The 14,974-nt window shown below is 43.0% G+C and carries 15 protein-coding genes and 1 riboswitch; of the genes, 9 read left to right on the top strand and 6 right to left on the bottom strand.

Translation table 11 applies throughout. The features are described 5' to 3' along the window. Positions 1-27 precede the first annotated feature (27 nt). Positions 28-220, top strand: a riboswitch (cobalamin riboswitch). A gap of 129 nt (positions 221-349) precedes the next feature. From T344_RS0120790 to cobS, 5 genes are all read left to right on the top strand, one after another. Beyond that, entirely contained in the window at positions 350-1,396 is a 1,047-nt protein-coding gene (locus T344_RS0120790; protein ID WP_027630288.1) for an ABC transporter substrate-binding protein, read from the top strand. A gap of 16 nt (positions 1,397-1,412) precedes the next feature. Then, a complete protein-coding gene (locus T344_RS0120785) occupies positions 1,413-2,450 on the top strand; it encodes a FecCD family ABC transporter permease (RefSeq protein WP_027630287.1) in 1,038 nt (345 codons plus the stop codon). Between the two features lies 1 nt (position 2,451). Then, complete coding sequence (locus T344_RS0120780) at positions 2,452-3,684, top strand: ABC transporter ATP-binding protein (RefSeq protein WP_034862572.1); 1,233 nt, start codon at positions 2,452-2,454, stop codon at positions 3,682-3,684. Positions 3,685-3,752: 68 nt separating this feature from the next. After that, positions 3,753-4,313 carry a bifunctional adenosylcobinamide kinase/adenosylcobinamide-phosphate guanylyltransferase gene (gene cobU, locus T344_RS0120775; RefSeq protein ID WP_027630285.1) on the top strand — a complete coding sequence of 187 codons (561 nt, stop codon included), beginning with the start codon at positions 3,753-3,755 and terminating at the stop codon, positions 4,311-4,313. Between the two features lie 8 nt (positions 4,314-4,321). Further along, positions 4,322-5,071: an adenosylcobinamide-GDP ribazoletransferase gene (gene cobS / locus T344_RS0120770; protein WP_027630284.1), complete on the top strand. Its 750-nt coding sequence runs from the start codon at positions 4,322-4,324 to the stop codon at positions 5,069-5,071. A 9-nt stretch (positions 5,072-5,080) separates the two neighbouring features. On the opposite strand, the gene T344_RS0120765 is transcribed toward cobS, so the two are convergent. Genes T344_RS0120765 through T344_RS0120755 form a run of 3 tightly spaced genes read right to left on the bottom strand, consistent with a single transcriptional unit; the run spans position 5,081 to position 6,361 of the window. Further along, positions 5,081-5,707: a hypothetical protein gene (locus T344_RS0120765; RefSeq protein WP_027630283.1), complete on the bottom strand. Its 627-nt coding sequence runs from the start codon at positions 5,705-5,707 to the stop codon at positions 5,081-5,083. Positions 5,708-5,744: 37 nt separating this feature from the next. Continuing rightward, the gene (locus tag T344_RS0120760; protein WP_027630282.1) at positions 5,745-6,161 is read right to left on the bottom strand and encodes a hypothetical protein; all 417 of its coding nucleotides are present in this window, start codon (positions 6,159-6,161) and stop codon (positions 5,745-5,747) included. A 2-nt stretch (positions 6,162-6,163) separates the two neighbouring features. Continuing rightward, positions 6,164-6,361 carry a helix-turn-helix transcriptional regulator gene (locus T344_RS0120755; protein WP_027630281.1) on the bottom strand — a complete coding sequence of 66 codons (198 nt, stop codon included), beginning with the start codon at positions 6,359-6,361 and terminating at the stop codon, positions 6,164-6,166. A gap of 250 nt (positions 6,362-6,611) precedes the next feature. On the opposite strand from T344_RS0120755, the gene T344_RS0120750 reads away from it, so the two are divergent. Next, positions 6,612-6,845, top strand: coding sequence for an HPr family phosphocarrier protein (locus T344_RS0120750; protein WP_004631209.1), 234 nt, complete (start codon positions 6,612-6,614; stop codon positions 6,843-6,845). Between the two features lie 153 nt (positions 6,846-6,998). On the opposite strand, the gene T344_RS0120745 is transcribed toward T344_RS0120750, so the two are convergent. The 3 genes from T344_RS0120745 to T344_RS0120735 form a co-directional block, all read right to left on the bottom strand. Next, positions 6,999-7,637 carry a corrinoid protein gene (locus T344_RS0120745; protein ID WP_027630280.1) on the bottom strand — a complete coding sequence of 213 codons (639 nt, stop codon included), beginning with the start codon at positions 7,635-7,637 and terminating at the stop codon, positions 6,999-7,001. Positions 7,638-7,858: 221 nt separating this feature from the next. Beyond that, positions 7,859-9,373 (bottom strand): sugar ABC transporter ATP-binding protein, encoded by a 1,515-nt coding sequence (locus T344_RS0120740; RefSeq protein ID WP_027630279.1) that lies wholly within the window; start codon positions 9,371-9,373, stop codon positions 7,859-7,861. A gap of 23 nt (positions 9,374-9,396) precedes the next feature. Next, positions 9,397-10,179, bottom strand: coding sequence for a DeoR/GlpR family DNA-binding transcription regulator (locus T344_RS0120735; protein WP_004631053.1), 783 nt, complete (start codon positions 10,177-10,179; stop codon positions 9,397-9,399). A gap of 437 nt (positions 10,180-10,616) precedes the next feature. Between T344_RS0120735 and chvE the strand changes: the two genes are divergently transcribed. The 3 genes from chvE (at position 10,617) to mmsB (ending at position 14,622) form a co-directional block, all read left to right on the top strand. Next, entirely contained in the window at positions 10,617-11,696 is a 1,080-nt protein-coding gene (gene chvE, locus T344_RS0120730) for a multiple monosaccharide ABC transporter substrate-binding protein (RefSeq protein ID WP_117407532.1), read from the top strand. A 150-nt stretch (positions 11,697-11,846) separates the two neighbouring features. Next, the gene (gene mmsA / locus T344_RS0120725) at positions 11,847-13,382 is read left to right on the top strand and encodes a multiple monosaccharide ABC transporter ATP-binding protein (protein WP_027630277.1); all 1,536 of its coding nucleotides are present in this window, start codon (positions 11,847-11,849) and stop codon (positions 13,380-13,382) included. 67 nt (positions 13,383-13,449) lie between these two features. Further along, positions 13,450-14,622, top strand: a complete 1,173-nt coding sequence (mmsB, locus tag T344_RS0120720; RefSeq protein ID WP_027630276.1) for a multiple monosaccharide ABC transporter permease — start codon at positions 13,450-13,452, stop codon at positions 14,620-14,622. Positions 14,623-14,974: the final 352 nt, after the last annotated feature.

Raw genomic sequence — 14,974 nt, 5'->3', positions numbered from 1 at the left:
TGTATTTACCAAAGTTAACCGGAACAACGCGTTACGTTAAATTCTGGTAAACCCTTAAATTGAATACACGGATGCAGATATGGGAAGCAGGTTTGAGCCCTGCACGGTCCCGCCGCTGTGTTGGAGGAGTTCTCCATGATTTGCCACTGGTTAACAGCCGGGAAGGCTTGGAGAGTGATGAAGCCTGAGTCAGAATACCTGTCTGCAGCCGGGGAGTGGTTCGCCATTTCCTGACACTGCAACTCTACGAGAGATAGGGAAGGTGTAATAGCTGATAACTTTGCAAATAAAGTATCTAAGCCCCTGAACACCTTGTGTTTACGGGGTTTTTTAAATGGAGGAAAATAAAATGAAGATAAAAATATTGTCACTTTTTATGGTTTTTGTTTTGGCAGCAGGGCTGTTTGCAGGCTGCGGCCAGGCTGATATTTCCGGAAACTCATCAGCCGGTACCGCCGCCCAATCGGCAGCACTATCAACAACAGCCGCACCGGGTGCGGCAGCCGATAGTACCGGGATAGATTCAAAGGCTGTCCGGTATCCCCTGACCCTGAAGGATGCCGGCGGAACTTCAGTAACTATAGCAGCAAAGCCTGCCAAGATTGCCGCTTTTCCCCTGGGGGTCTGTGAAATGCTGATCTCATTGACAGATAAGAGCCAGATAGCTGCAATGACATATTTTGTGGAGGACCAGGGAGTATCAAATATCACCGATGCTGCCAGGGGAGTAGGGCAGAGGATGGATTTCAATGCTGAAAAGATACTGGCGCTGCAGCCTGACCTGGTTCTGGCCGATGCCTGGTCGGATGCCAATATAATAAAGCTGCTGAGGGATTCGAACATTAATGTCTTTGTTTTAAAAACCCCTTCCAATATAGACCAGGAGAAGGAAATGCTGAAGCTGTTGGGCGATATAACCGATAATGCCGGTAAGGCCGAAGAATTGACAAACTGGATGGACCAAAAGCTTAAGTCGGTTTCGGACAGGCTGTCTGTACTAAAGGAGGAAGAGAAGCTCAGCATTATAGATTACAGTGAGATGGGCAGCACAAGCGGCAAGGATACAAACTTTGACGATATAGTTACAAGAGCAGGCTTGACAAACCCTGTGTCGAAAGAAGGCCTGACAGGCTGGCCGCAGCTTTCAAAGGAAATGATAGTTAAATATGATCCCGATATTATCAGCGTACCCTCATGGTTTTATGATACAAGCAAGGCAACACCTGAAAGCCTGACCAAATCCATCAGGGAAGATAAATCTTTAGCGGGTGTGAAAGCGGTAAAAAACAACAGGATTATTTCAGTGCCTTACAACCATTTAAGTGCTACGTCGCACTATTCCGTGCTGGCTGTTGAGGATATGGCAAAAGCCGCATATCCGGACTTGTTTAAATAGATAGGTGGAGGATCATGTGAAAAGGGCAGGATTAAAAATTGGAATAATACCGGTAATGCTTATGGTATTGCTTGCTGTGATGATAGCAGGTACTGCAGTCGGTGCCGTATATGTGCCGTTTTTTGACACCTTCAGGATAATACTTAAAAACCTTGGATTCCTGCCGGATGCAACCTTTGTCCAGGGGCAGGAACCCATAATCTTTCTGGTGAGATTTCCGCGGGTGGCAGTGGCTGCCCTTGCCGGCACAGCCCTTGGCACTTCGGGTGCCGTGATGCAGGGGATGTTCAGAAATCCCATGGCAGATCCCGGAATACTTGGAATATCCAGCGGTGCAGGTCTGGGTGCGGTGCTGTCCATTAAGCTTGGACTGGCGGCAGCCAGCATATTTGTATTGCCCCTTTCGGCATTTACCGGAGCTTTTTTGGCAATAATGGCAATATACATATTATCCTACCGAAAGGGAAAGGTTCCCGTTCTGACCCTGATACTATCAGGTATTGCAGTCAGCACTTTCCTCGGAGCAATAACAAATATCGTACTGACCCTGTCCTATGATTACCAGGTCAAGGAATTTTTGTTCTGGTCCACAGGTGGGCTTGAAGGCAGAAGGTGGGAACATTTTCAGCTGATTGTCATTCCTGTGCTGGTCAGTGTAGTGCTTATGCACTTGTTTTCCAGGGATCTGAATGTTCTGCTCATGGGTGAGGAGGAGGCCAGATCGGTGGGACTCAACACCGACAGACTCAGAACCATATTACTGGTACTTGTTTCGGCAGCAACTGCAAGCAGCGTATGCGTGACAGGAGCAATAAGCTTTGTGGGGCTGATAGTGCCCCATATTATGAGGCTGCTTGTGGGACCTGACCACAAGATACTTCTGCCCGCAAGTTCAATAGGCGGTGCCATATTCCTTGTTGCCTGCGACCTGATATCAAGAGTGGTGGCGGTACCTTACGAACTGGGTGTGGGTATAATCACAGCTTTGCTTGGAGCGCCCTACTTCCTCTATCTTCTTCTCAGATCCAAAAAAGAGGGAGGGGCTCTGATATAATATGGATAGTTATAATGCGGACAGTATCATTGAAATAAACGATCTTAATTATTCAATAAACAACAAGGAAATATTAAAAGGTATCGACCTGAATATAAAGGCAGGGGATTTCATCGGTTTGATTGGGCCCAACGGCGCAGGTAAAACAACGCTGTTAAAGTGCATCAACGGTTTGAACAAAGCCGGAGGCCATATAAAAATCAAGGGCATTGATATCAATAAGTACACTGAGAGGCTGCTGGCAAAAGAGGTCGCGTTGATGCAGCAGAATACCACCGTCGGGTTTCCGTTCCCGGCACTTGATATTGTCCTTATGGGAAGGTATCCTTATATTAAGAGGTTCAGGGCCGAGTCAAAAGAGGATTACACCATAGCAAGAAGGAATATGGACTATACCCATACCGGCAGTCTTGAAGAAAGCCCTGTGACTGAAATGTCGGGCGGAGAAAGGCAGAGGGTGCTGTTTGCAAAAACCCTCACCCAGGAAACGGATATAATTCTGTTGGACGAGCCCACCGCCAGCCTGGATATCACCTATCAGGAGCAGATATTTGAATATTCGCGGGAGCTGTCATCAACGGGAACCACTGTTGTTGCGGCAATACACGATCTGAAGATCGCTGCCAGATACTGTACAAGGCTGGTCCTGATGAATTGCGGAGAAATTGTTGCCGACGGTTTGCCCCAGGAGGTGCTTACCTCGGAAAATCTCTCCCGTGTTTACGGCATAAATGCACTGGTTTATAAAAACAGGATAACTGGACTGCTGGATCTCTATATCAACAGGGATACTGCCGGCAAGAAATCCGAACTGGTACATGTTATAGGCGGAGGAGGCTCTGCCGCGGGAGTTTTGAGACAGTTATACCAGCAGGGTTACCGTGCCACGGCAGGAGTTTTCTCCCAGGGGGACAGTGATATTGGCAGCGCCGAGGTATTCGGGATGGAACACCTGATGGAAAAGCCTTTTACCGAAATATCGGATGAAATTCATGCCAGAAATATTTCATATATTAAAGATTCTGAAATTACTATCCTGTGCAATATGCCCTTTGGTTTTCAAAATTTCAGAAACCTTGAAGCGGCACTGAATGCAAACAAACTGGTCATTATTGAGGATGAACTGCCCGAAATAAGGGATTTTACGGACGGAAAGGCAACTGCGCTTTACAAGCGGTTAAAAGAAACTGCTGCTGCGGTTATCACATCAGCCCAGTTGCATGAAGTTCTATAGAATTTATTTGATAAGTTTGCAAGCCCCAAAATATTACTTTGCAGAATTTTCGGAGGATATATGGATATATGGGAAAATTGATCCTGGTGACAGGCGGCGCCCGCAGCGGTAAAAGTACTTTTGCCGAAAAAAAAGCGGCAGAGCAGGGAAACAATGTGCTGTATGTGGCAACCGCAAAACGTACAGACGAGGAAATGGAACAGAGAATAGCCAGACATAGGGAAAGAAGACCTGCTGAATGGGAGACCTATGAAGGCTATAAAAATCTGGACATGGCCCTTGAGGGATTGCTGAAAGGCAGAAGTGCCGTTCTTCTGGATTGCATAACAATTATGGTATCAAATCTCATGCTGGATGGGAGCTGTGATTGGGACAGCCTCACAAGGGACAGGGCGGATGAGATTGAGGATACAATACTTCACCAGCTGGAAAGACTTGTAAGTCTTGTGAAAATGAATGAGATGCCTTTCATTCTGGTAACAAATGAAGTGGGTATGGGAATTGTGCCGGCATATTCAATGGGAAGGGACTTCAGGGATATAGCCGGAAGGATGAACCAGCTTCTTGCCGGAACAGCCGACGAGGTTTATTTCTGTGTCTCGGGCATACCTGTGAAGATCAAGGGATAGGGGTTAAAATGAAAGCTTTAAAAAGACTGGTATTGATGCTGCAGTTCTTTACGAGAATACCTATAAACATACAAATAACCGCCAATAGTTCGGATTTTGGAAAAGGCCTTGTATTTGCGCCTTTTGTGGGACTTGTGATAGGGGCTGTGCTGACAATTGCCGCCTACGGTTTGCTTTTTATTTTTCCCAGGGTAATGGTCTCGGCACTTGTACTTGTGCTTTATATGGCAATAACCGGGGGACTTCACCTTGACGGTCTGGGTGACACCTTTGACGGTATATTCTCCAACCGTCCCAAGGAAAGGATTCTGGAGATAATGAGGGACAGCAGGGTGGGCACCAATGCTGTCCTTGCCGTTGCCAGTGTATTGCTGCTGGACTTTACTGCGCTGACTCAAATAAATGAAGAATACTTTTTGAGAATAATATTGCTCATGCCAATGGCCGGGAGAGCAGGTTCTCTTGTCGGAGCTGCCGTTTCGGGCTATGCCAGACTGGGGGAGGGCCTTGGAAAATCCTTTATAGATTTCTGCGGCAAAAAGGAGCTGATATGGGGATTAATCATATATTCTGTGATCAGTTTACTGACTTTTGATCTCAAACTGTGGATTATATTGCTGCTTCCGCCGCTGACAGCTCTTTTAACGGTAAAATATTTCAGCAGCAAGGTAGGCGGTGCCACAGGAGATATACTTGGAGCGGTATGTGAACTGAACCAGTGCATATTTCTGGTGGCGGCATGCGGGATATTACTTTAGAATACTGTTCTATAAAGCATTTATGGCAATGCTCTCGACAACAGCACCGGTCAGCATAAGAACCAAGCCTGTAAAAAGAACGAGTTTTTCTGCTTTTGAAAGTTGTATGTCTTTGAAGCTTTTTGTAATTGTGTTTTTTCCATTGGTCAGGACCGTTGAGATATGGGCAGCCGCACAAGTGATGAGCAATTGTCCCGACATTTCCCAAAGGCCTGCTCTATGCAAAAGATCAAAAGTACGGGTAATTCTTGATATAAGCGGAACAGCTTCGGTTCCCATAGAAAAAGACCATGTTCCCAAAACGACGCCGTTAATGCAAATCTGTGTAAAAAATGCAAGGTATCCTATAGAAAAATAGTTAATATCCTTCTTCTTCTTCTTCTTGCCAAACAAGCTTCCGAAAATAACAACAATGACAGATAGCTGATTATAAAAGAAAATCTGTAAAGTCGAGATAAAAGTGTTTTTTGAGGTTTCCCAATCCTGTAATGGATTTTTATTTTTAAGAATACCTTCCGGCAGAAAATAATAGCTAATTATTGTTATTCCGAAAAATAAAACAAAAAAAACCAAATAACAAAACAGTATTCTCTCTTTCAAACTTCCGCTGCTTAGCTTTTTCCGTAAAAAACCCATTAATAATTTCCTCCTTTGGATTCCAGGATATTTGCATTTACATCTCTTTTTGATATTTATTAATCAGAAAAACAACTATCAGATTGTAAAGTACATATACGGCTACTACAAAGGATGACACCCATAAAGGCGCCGAAATCAGTATGGTAACATAAGTGATTGCAATAATGAGCCACTGGGTGATGTCACCGGCTTTAGCTTTTGCACGGTTTCGGATCATTGTGTTTCTTTCATCATTATTTTCAATTTCCTTCGCCCTTTTAATTGCGGGGTTACTGCTTTCAATATGATATGTAATCAGCCTGATTATTCCCAGTCCCGAAAGACCTCCTCCAACACCAATAAAAACACCGCATATGGGCTTTGCAATTTCAGCTTTTAACAGGAAGCTGAGTATTATGAGGCAAATACCTGTAATCAGCTGTAAAATACCAAAGGGAAATTTCTTTTTCACTGTTATTCCTCCTCGTAGATAAAAATTTCTTCAATGCTCATGCCAAAATAACGGGCAATTTTAAAAGCTAAAGTAATAGACGGGTTGTACCTCCCGTTTTCCAGAGAGCCTATAGTTTGTCTGGATACCTCCAGTGCTGATGCCAGGTCCTCTTGTTTGATTCCGCGCTGCTTACGTATTTTTTCGAGTCTGTTCTTCATATATACCTCTTTATAATGCAAAATGGAAAGCATGCTTTCCATAAATAAAATAACATAATAGCTATTTCATGTCAAGTAAACTTTCCATACGCAAATTTAAATTTGAATTTTTAATCTTGGCACGGTGTTTCATCTTCCGTGTTAACGGGTAAATAATAAGCAATTCATAATACATAAGGATTATGCATACAATAATACTTACATTTTACGCTGAAAGACCTGATTTTGAACAGGCAGAAAGGAGTTTAAAATGGTAAGACCAATTAAAATCAAAAGAATAGAGGACATTGAGAATATCAACAGGATTGTCAGCCGGTATCCCTTTGACATCTGGATTCATGGAAAAAGCGGTATGGCTGATGCAAAGTCTATACTGGGAATGTTCATCCTCAAGCTGGATGAGCCGCTGTCAATTGTAGTACCTGATGATGAGGATACCGGCAAGCTGTTTAAGGAACTGGACGAGTACATGCACATTTATTAGTTACCAGTTGCTGATTAAATCTTTCTGTAAAGCAATACAGGATTTCAAGTAGCACAACAGGTTAAATTAGGCTGTAAAAGTAATTTTCAGTATACTTTACAGCCTTTGGTTACAGCCTTGGGGTGAGTAATAAACAGCATGTACGGGTGCCTGCTACGGGTTTTCGCAGATTTTTGCCGCCACGTCGGCAGCAGAAGCTGCGTCGGCGGTATAAAAATCTGCCGAAATTGTCTCACAGAAGTTTTGGGTCACAGGCGCTCCGCCTATCATTATGGATATTTTATTCCTAATCCCGGCTTCTTCGGCCGCCTTTACCACATTTTCCATCTCCGCCATTGTGGTGGTGAGCAGGGTGGAACATGCAATTATCCGGGCATTTTCATTTATGGCTGTTTCAACAAAACGGCCGGCAGATACGTCAACTCCTAAATCAACTACCTCCAGGCCTCTGCCTTCCATCATCATTTTAACAAGATTTTTTCCTATATCATGCAGATCTCCCGCAACAGTGCCGATGACAACCTTTCCTGCGGCCTTGACACCGCTTGAGGCCAACAGGGGCTTGAGCAGCTCTGTTCCCATATTCATGGCTCTTGCCGCAATCATGACCTCCGGGACATAAATTTCATCATTTTTAAACTTTTCTCCGATAACGGCCATTCCGGGAAGGAGCCCTTCATTCAGTATCTCCTGAGGCTTGTAACCCTCATCGAGGGCTTTTTGTACAAGCTCTTTTACAACTTTTGCCTTACCTATCTGAAGATTTTGCGAAATTTCGTTAAGTATACTCATATTGTCTCCCATCTGCGTGCATAGCCGTACACAAATAGTAGTGAAAAGCCGCTTTGCGGATTTTGCTGCGTGAGAGGTACGATCAATGCTCTATACATTTGTGTTAAAATACATTCGTCTTAAGTCGCTTTAGTACATTAATGCTATTATACATATATACATTGTAATATAAGTTTGATATATATTGTAATACAAATTTGAATATTTGTATAAACATTTTATTACTTTTGATTTAAACTGCCGGCTGTTTTTATGGTTGCCTTGTACATTATAGCTTCCTTGGTGGCTTCGCTGCGCCGGAATTCACCTGATATCTCACCTTCGGACAATACCAGCACCCTGTCGCACATCCCGAGTATTTCTTCAATATCGGAGGAGATGAGTATGACTGAAGCACCCTTGGATACCAGATCCAGGATACAGTTATATATATCTGTCTTTGATGCGACATCAACACCCCTGGTAGGTTCATCAAGAATAAATATTTTTGAACGGCTCATCATCCACCGGGCTACGGCAGCTTTCTGCTGGTTACCGCCGCTGTAAGTTTCCAGCAGATCATGAAGATTGCCCGGCCGGATACTCAGCTTTTTTATATATGTATCCGTAACATCGGTCATAATCTTGTTATGCAGATATTTATACTGTTCAAATCTCTTGAGGGATGAAAGAGTCACATTATTTTCAAGATTGAGGCAGCCAAAAATTGAGCTTGAGGCACGGTCTTCGGGCAGCAGGGCTATTCCGTTCCTGATGGCATCCTCCGGTGACGATAATTTTACCTTTTGGCCATTGATTTCTATACTTCCGCTTTTGATGGGAGTAATGCCAAAAAGACACTGCGCCAGGAGGGACCTCCCCGAGCCCATAAGCCCCGTAACTCCCAGAATTTCAGATTTTTTGAGGTCAAAGGTGATTGAGTTCAGAATGTTGGCCGCACTGAGATCTTTAACAGACATTATCACCTTTCCAACCGAAATATTCAGTTTGGGATAGCGGTTCTTCTCTGCCGGAACAGCCAGCATCCTGATAATATCATCCTTGGAGGTAGTGTTGACTGTCTGGGTTCCAATCATCCTGCCCTGGTGGATAACTGAAACCCGGTCGGCTATCAGCTCGATTTCATCCAACAGATGTGTTATATACAGGATGGCTGTGTTCTTTTCCTTCAATGCCCGGATTATCCTGTACAATATGTCCTTCTCCTTGGAGGTGAAGGCAGCTGAAGGCTCATCGAATATGACAATCTGGGCATTGGAAACATAGGCCCTCACCATTTCCACAAGCTGCCTTTGTGCAAAACCCAATTCTCCGGCATTGGTGCGGATATCGATATTAATGCCGAATTCATCGAATATATCGGTGCAGTCCCGGAACATTCTGAACTTGTTGCGGGCCAAAAAGCTGTTCTGACTTTTGGGATGATCCATGTAAATGTTCTCAGCAACAGACAGATTGGGATACAGGTTAATGTCCTGCCATACGCAATATATTCCGTGGCGCTTTGCCTCTGCCACACTTTCTATGACGACCGGCTCATTGTCGATCAAAACTTCGCCGCTGTCCTGTTTGACGACACCGCTTATGATCTTGATGACAGTGGATTTACCTGAGCCGTTTTCACCTATGAAGGCGTGCACCTCACCGGAACATAGATCCAATGAGACATTGTGCAGAGAAAAAGCGTCACTGATGTGTTTACTTATATTCCTGACTTCCAGTTTGGGAATTCTCATGGTCGACAACCTCCAAAAGAAGATTAAACTCTACCTTCAAACAAATCTATAGAGGTAAATAACTGTATGTTTGCATTAAAAATATTATTTTTATGCTGATCCGATAATGTATGATTGGTTATTAGTTTGTCACATAAATCTTTTATTAATCCGGCTCTGTAAAAAGAGTTCCTCTCAAAGGCCGAGGATGTGCAGACGATTATTTTTTCATTTGCACTTTTGGCAGCTTCTTTAATGAAAGTTGCCATGTCGATATTGGATACAGTCAGTTCAAGGTTGTTTGATATGCCGTCTATTTCTATGAAAAGGCGGTTTACAAAAAAATTGTTGAGATTGTTTACAGTAAGTGTTCCGAAAACGGCTTTGGTATTATAATCAATATCCCCTCCCAGGAGGACTACTTTTGCAGATTGTGCTTCCATTATGTGAAACGCTATATTCAGGTCGTTTGTGAGGACGGTGACCCGGTTTTTGGAATTCAGCTGTTTTGCAATTTCCAGGTTAATGGCTCCGTTGGTGAGCATTATTACATCGCCGTCGTTAATCATGCGGATGGCAATTTTTGAGATTTCAAAATAATCCTGGAAGGACCCGGCTTCCATATTCTCCGAGACAGCGTCCTTTATGCTGCCCAGAACCGCGCCGCCATGAGTCCGCGTAAGAAACTCCTCACCCTCCAGCTTCTCAAGATCCCGGCGTATTGTAACCTCTGATACTCCCAGCATCTGGCTGAGCTGATTTACTTCAACCTGTTTATTTTCCAGCAGATAGTTTTTAATTATTCTTATTCTCTCAATAGCAAACATATATTCTTCCTTATTAACAATAATATTATCAGTTTCATCTATTTAAAGAACTGTTACAGACTACCGGATTGAGTGATTACAATAATAAAATGAAACCTATCGAAAGGAGTTATTTTGAGTATAAAGCATATCCCAACTAAAATCAATAAATAACATTGTTGAAATTATAAGTTATGTTATGATTTTAACGGTTTTCAGTGCCGGATACGTTTTAAATCATTGTGGAAACATTCACAAACGCTCAAAAACAATACTTTTCGTAAGCTAAATTAATAAAATGTGGTAATGATGCACAAAACAGCTTATATAAAAATATGTAAACTATAAATTATGCACAATTTTATTGACAATTATACATGCTGGTGATAACATGTATTTACAAAACGAAAGCAAACGATCATAAAAGAAAGCGTTTGCGGGAAAAGGAGAGTGTTTAAATGAAATTGAGAAAGATTATTGCAGGTACTCTTTCCATGGTTATGACTCTTTCAGTGGCTTTAGGCTTTACAGCCTGCGGAACCAAGGACAACAGCAAACTGGTTGGAGTTGCAATGCCGACAAAATCCTCCCAGAGATGGATCCAGGATGGTGACAACATGAAAAAGCAGCTCGAAGCCAAGGGTTACACAGTTGATCTTCAATATGGTGAAGACAATATCGATAACCAGGTTGCACAGATTGAAAACATGATTTCAAAGGGAGCAAAGGTTTTGGTTGTTGCTTCCATCGACGGTTCTGCTCTCACAGACGTGCTTAAAAAGGCAGCAGATGCAGATGTAAAGGTTATAGCTTATGACCGTTTGATCAGAAATTCCGAAAATGTAAGCTACTATGCTACCTTTGACAACTACAAGGTTGGTGTTCAGCAGGCTACTTCCCTGGTAAAGGGATTGGAAGCCGACACCAAGCCGGGCCCGTTCAATATCGAATTGTTCGGAGGTTCACCCGATGACAACAATGCCTTCTTCTTCTATGACGGTGCAATGTCGGTATTACAGCCGTTAATCGATAAAGGCGTTCTGGTGGTAAAGAGCGGCCAGATGGGTATGGATAAGGTTTCAACTCTCCGCTGGGATGCAGCCACAGCCCAGTCCCGTATGGAGAACATCCTAAGTGCAAATTACACAACTGAAAAGGTTGATGGCGTTTTATCACCATATGACGGTATTTCAATAGGCATACTTTCAGCCCTTAAGAGTGTCGGCTACGGCAAAGGTGATAAGGAAATGCCAATAGTAACCGGACAGGATGCAGAAGTAGCATCCGTAAAATCAATAATTGCAGGTGAACAGTATTCAACAATCTTCAAGGACACAAGAACTCTTGCTGAAAAAGCCGTTAAGATGGTGGATGCAGTTCTCAGCGGTTCGGAACCTGAGGTTAATGATACAAAGACTTACGATAACGGTAAGAAGGTTGTTCCATCATACCTTTGTGAGCCGGTACCGGTTGACAAGTCAAACTACAAGCAGACATTGATTGACAGCGGATATTACAAGGAAGCAGATTTAAAATAACAGCATCCCCTAAAAAATAATTTTTATAGATTGCAGAGTCGCCATTTTGCGGTAACTGATCCATAAAGAGCTTCAGTTGGTGAGATGGCGCTCTCTGTAATAAGCAGCAGGATAGTTTACAAAATTTATAAAGGATAGGGAGCTGAGAAAATGTCTAAACTATTACTCGAAATGAAAGATATTACCAAGACGTTTTCTAGCATCAAAGCATTGGACAATGTTAACCTGACGGTAAGAAGCGGAGAAATACATGCTTTGGTTGGTGAAAACGGTGCCGGAAAGTCGACCCTCATGAATGTTTTAAGTGGTATCTATCCCTATGGAACATATTCGGGAGACATAATATTTGATTCCAATGTGTGTCACTTTAAAGAAATAAAAGACAGCGAAAAACTTGGTATTGTTATAATTCATCAGGAACTTGCCTTAATTCCCTATTTGTCCATAGCTGAAAACGTATTTTTAGGAAATGAGCAGGCAAAGACCGGTGTCATAGATTGGAATGAAACGACTACAAGAACTAATGAATTATTATCACTTGTGGGTCTGCATGAAAGTCCCAACACACTTATAACCAATATAGGTGTGGGTAAACAGCAGTTGGTGGAAATCGCAAGAGCCCTGGCCAAGGATGTCAAGCTGCTCATTCTTGATGAACCCACGGCGGCATTGAACGATGAAGAGAGCAACAAGCTTCTGGAGCTGCTTACCGACCTGAAGGCAAAGGGAATTACATCCATATTGATATCCCATAAGCTTAATGAGGTAGAAAAGGTTTCCGACCGGATAACCGTCATCAGAGACGGCAGGACCATTGAAACCCTTGAAAAAGGCAAGGATCAGATTACCGAGGACCGGATCATCAAAGGAATGGTCGGCCGCGACATGTCCCACCGGTTCCCGCACAGAGAGCCGAAAATCGGGGATACCATATTGGAAGTCATTGATTGGAATGTTACCCATCCGATACATGACCGGAAGGTAATAAACAATGTTAATCTGAAGGTGAGAAGCGGCGAGATAATAGGGCTTGCCGGACTGATGGGAGCAGGGCGCACCGAGTTGGCCATGAGCATATTCGGCAGGAGCTACGGCAGCAAAATTACCGGAACCATCAAGCTGAAGGGAAAGCCTGTGGAGCTGTCGAGTGTGAGTAAGGCAATAGAGTCGGGTATAGCTTATGTGACCGAAGACAGAAAGAATTATGGTCTTGTTCTTATAGATAATATAAAGAATAATATTACAATGGCTAATCTCAGGAAGGTAAGCAAAAATTCAGTTGTTGGAGAACATGATGAGAATGTGGTTGCTGAAGATTTCCGTAAAAAATTCAACATCAAATCCTCCAGCATAATGCAGAAGGCCGGCAATCTCAGCGGGGGCAACCAGCAAAAGGTGGTATTGAGCAAATGGATTTTTACCGATCCTGATGTCCTGATTCTTGATGAACCTACGCGAGGTATAGACGTCGGCGCAAAGTATGAAATATATACCATAATAAACCAACTGGCAGACAGCGGAAAATCGATAGTTGTAATATCCTCCGAGATGCCTGAATTACTTGGCTTATGCGATAGAATATACGTTGTGAACGAAGGCGAAATTGCCGGAGAGCTTCCCCGTTCGGAGGCTACCCAGGAAAGCATTATGAAATGTATAATGAACCACGCCAAAGGAACAGCGTGAGCAGGTGTATATTCAATCTTTACTTTATATGTAAGTGACGTGCTCTTGCGTCACGTGGAGGTTATAAATGACAAATTTTAAATCTTTTATTAAAAATAACATACGCCAGTATGCCATGGCGTTGGCTCTTGTTGTTATTATGGTACTATTCCAGATACTGACCGGAGGAATACTCTTTAAACCGTTGAATATCACCAACCTTATATTGCAGAACAGCTATGTACTTATTCTTGGAATAGGTATGCTTCTGGTAATACTGACAGGCAATGTGGATCTGTCTGTTGGATCAGTAGCCGCTTTTATAGGGGCCATATCCGCAATATTTATGGTTCAGATGCACATGCCTGTGGTGATCGCAGTTATCCTTTGTCTGATTATCGGTGCGCTGGTGGGGGCATGGCAGGGCTTCTGGATAGCATATATCCGGATTCCGGCATTTATTGTAACTCTTGCAGGCATGCTGGTATTCAGGGGCTTGACAATGGTGCTTCTCAAGGGCCAAACCATATCACCTTATGCAGAATCCTTCCAGGCCATGGCAAACGGCTTTTTCCTTTCAGATGTATTCAAGGTGGGCGGTTTGAACATGATAGCCGTGATAACAGGTATTATACTGTCCCTGGTATTCATATTCCTTGAATATAAAAATATTCAAAGCATGAAGAAATATAATTTTGAAACACTTCCTCTCCCCATAACCATAGGCAAGACAGCAGTCATAGTAGCTGCAATAAACCTTTTGACGGTAAGCCTTGCCGCTTACAAGGGTATCCCAATAGTTCTTATTCTGATAGTTGCACTTATTGCCATATATACTTTCATTACACAGAAGACCATTGCAGGACGTCATATCTACGCACTGGGCGGAAATGAAAAGGCAGCCAAGCTTTCGGGTATCAAAACCAAGAGAGTTATGTTCTGGGTATATGTAAACATGGGACTGCTTGCCGCACTTGCAGGGCTGGTGGTTGCGGGACGTTTGAACGCTGCCACACCGAAGGCCGGCACCAACTTTGAGCTGGATGCCATCGCAGCCTGCTTCATAGGCGGAGCTTCAGCTTCGGGCGGTATCGGTACAATAATAGGAGCAATAATCGGTGCGCTTGTAATGGGTGTATTGAACAATGGTATGTCAATCATGGGTGTGGGCATAGACTGGCAGCAGGCAATCAAGGGCCTGGTTCTCCTTGCAGCTGTGGCATTTGACGTATACACGAAATCAAAGTCCAACGCTGACTGATATCCTGTGTTCCGGGAACCCGGCAGTTTAAAGTTTTTTACAATAGCATGCAATATAAAATTCAAGGCACGGTTCAGAATTAAAGCTTTCTGCACCATGCCTTTTTTAATTCCTCCAACGCGGGTGGCATAGTGCTGCAAGACAGCTGTAATATGCCATAATATTCAACCTTATCTATAATATGGTTACATAAAAAAATAAGAAAAAATATTAAAAATGATATTGACAAATAATTAACAAAGAGCTAAAATAATATCATAAAACATTGTTAAATAATTAACACTATACGGCATAACAACTTGAAGCTTTAACTCTGTTAAGCCATGTATGAAAAAATATTAGTGGCTTAATT

The sequence above is a fragment of the Ruminiclostridium cellobioparum DSM 1351 = ATCC 15832 genome (assembly GCF_000621505.1).
GTDB lineage: Bacteria > Bacillota > Clostridia > Acetivibrionales > DSM-1351 > Ruminiclostridium > Ruminiclostridium cellobioparum.
The sequence above is the reverse complement of the archived record's forward strand: the minus strand, read 5'-3'. Positions and strand labels throughout refer to the sequence as shown.